This is a genomic window from Streptomyces sp. NPDC002265, assembly GCF_040296125.1.
In the GTDB taxonomy this organism is placed as follows: domain Bacteria; phylum Actinomycetota; class Actinomycetes; order Streptomycetales; family Streptomycetaceae; genus Streptomyces.
In genome coordinates this window covers 1-1,853 of sequence record NZ_JBEOWS010000664.1, presented here as the reverse complement: position 1 = coordinate 1,853, position 1,853 = coordinate 1, and the positions used below count along the sequence as shown (strand labels likewise).

Here is a 1,853-nt window from a genome sequence, read left to right as displayed (position 1 = left end):
GATCCTGCTGGCCAAATGTCGTGTCCTGAGGTGTGGGGATGCTGTTGGCACCGTGGTGGCTGGTCTCGTCGTTCCCGGTCGCTGGGGGTGGGAGTCATGTCGTTGCGGCCGGAGGAGTGGCCCGAGGTCCCCGAGGCGACGGCGCGGGTAGCACGGGCAGCGGCAGGACGCGGGGCCCCGCCGTTGGCGATGCGGGTGCGGGACGAGCTGGGCGGGCTGTTCGCGGACAAGGAGTTCGTCGAGGGGTTCGGCCGCCGGGGCCGGCGGGGATGGTCCCCGGGGCGGCTGGCGATGGTGACCGTGCTGCAGATGGCGGAGAACCTGACCGACCGTGCCGCTGTTCAGCGGGTCCGGTTCGATCTGTCGTGGAAGTACTGCCTGGGCCTGGAGCTGGAGGATGTCGGCTTCGACCCGTCGGTGTTGTCGGAGTTCCGCACCCGGGTGGCCGGCCACGGCCTGGAAGAACGGGTGCTGGATCTGCTGGTTGCGGCGCTGAAGGAGAAGGGACTGGTCAAGGCAGGAGGCAAGCAGCGTACAGATTCCACTCATGTGCTGGCGGCGGTGCGGGAGTTGAACCGGCTGGAGCTGGCCGGGGAAACGGTGCGGGCCGCGCTGGAAGCGCTGTCCGCCGCGGCCCCCGACTGGGTGGCGCAGGTGTTGGAGGTCGGTGAGTGGAGCCGGCGTTACGGGCGGCGGGTCGATGCGTACTGGCGCCCGCCCGGCTCCCAGACCCAGCGCGACCAGCTCGCTGTGGACTACGGCCGTGACGCGGTGGCTCTGCTGCGGGCGGTCTACCGTGCGGCCGCGCCGGTCTGGTTGCGGGAGCTGCCCGCGGTCCAGGTGTTGCGGCAGATCACCGTGCAGAACTACCTGATCACCACCCACAGCAACGGAGCGGAGGTGGTCAAGCGGCGGGAGGCGGACAAGGACGGTCTCCCGCCTGGCAGAGTCCGCTTGACCTCGCCCTATGACCTCGATGCCCGCTACGGCACCAAGGAAGATCTCCACTGGACCGGGTACAAGCTGCACATCAGCGAGGTCTGCCAGCCGCCCCGGCCCGATGACGGGGCGGCGCGGCCCGGCCGGCGGGCACGTCCTGCCATCCCGAACGTGATCACGCATGTCGCGACCACGGATGCGACCGTGCCCGACGTGAAACTCGTCGAGCCCGTCCACCAGGCCCTCGCCGGCCGGGACGTGCTGCCCGCCGAGCACTACCTGGACTCCGGCTACGCGAGCGCCGAGCTCATCGTCGGTGCCCGGGCCACCCTTGGCATCGCCCTGGTCACACCACTGCTGACGGGTACCTCCCGCCAGTACCGGGAGAACGCCGGCTACCAACGTGAAGCCTTCGCCATCGACTGGGACGCCCGCCAGGCCACCTGCCCCCAGGGAGCTACCAGCCGGTTCTGGAGCCCGGCCAGGCAAAAGGGCCGCGATGTCGTCGTGGTCCGCTTCGACCAGGCCGACTGCGGCCCCTGCCCGGTCAGAGCCGCATGCACCAATGCCACCCGTTGGGGCCGCCAACTCACCCTGCGGCCACGGGCACTGCACGAACTCATCCACGCCAACCACACCGCCCAGCAAGACCAGGCGTGGCAGGCGAAGTACGCCCTGCGAGCGGGCGTTGAGGGCACGATCCGCCAGGCCATAGCCGTCACCGGCAGCCGCCGCGCCCGCTATAGGGGCCTCGCGAAGACCCACCTCGAACACGTCTACTCCGCCGTTGCCCTCAACCTGATCCGCCTCGACGCCTGGTGGAACGGCCAGCCCCTCGACCACACCCGCACCAGCCACCTCGCCCGCCTCGACCTCACGCTCGCGGCATAACTGCACATTTGGCCAGCAGGATC

The 1,853-nt window shown here is 70.0% G+C and carries 1 protein-coding gene; it reads left to right on the top strand.

Translation table 11 applies throughout. The features are described 5' to 3' along the window. Nucleotides 1-96 precede the first annotated feature (96 nt). Complete coding sequence (locus ABT085_RS46090) at nt 97-1,830, top strand: IS1182 family transposase (protein ID WP_351623162.1); 1,734 nt, start codon at nt 97-99, stop codon at nt 1,828-1,830. Nucleotides 1,831-1,853: the final 23 nt, after the last annotated feature.

What these genes read in the sequence shown, in the direction of transcription:
- ABT085_RS46090 (WP_351623162.1), top strand. Translation starts at nt 97, where the DNA reads ATGTCGTTGCGGCCGGAGGAGTGGCCCGAGGTCCCCGAGGCGACGGCG.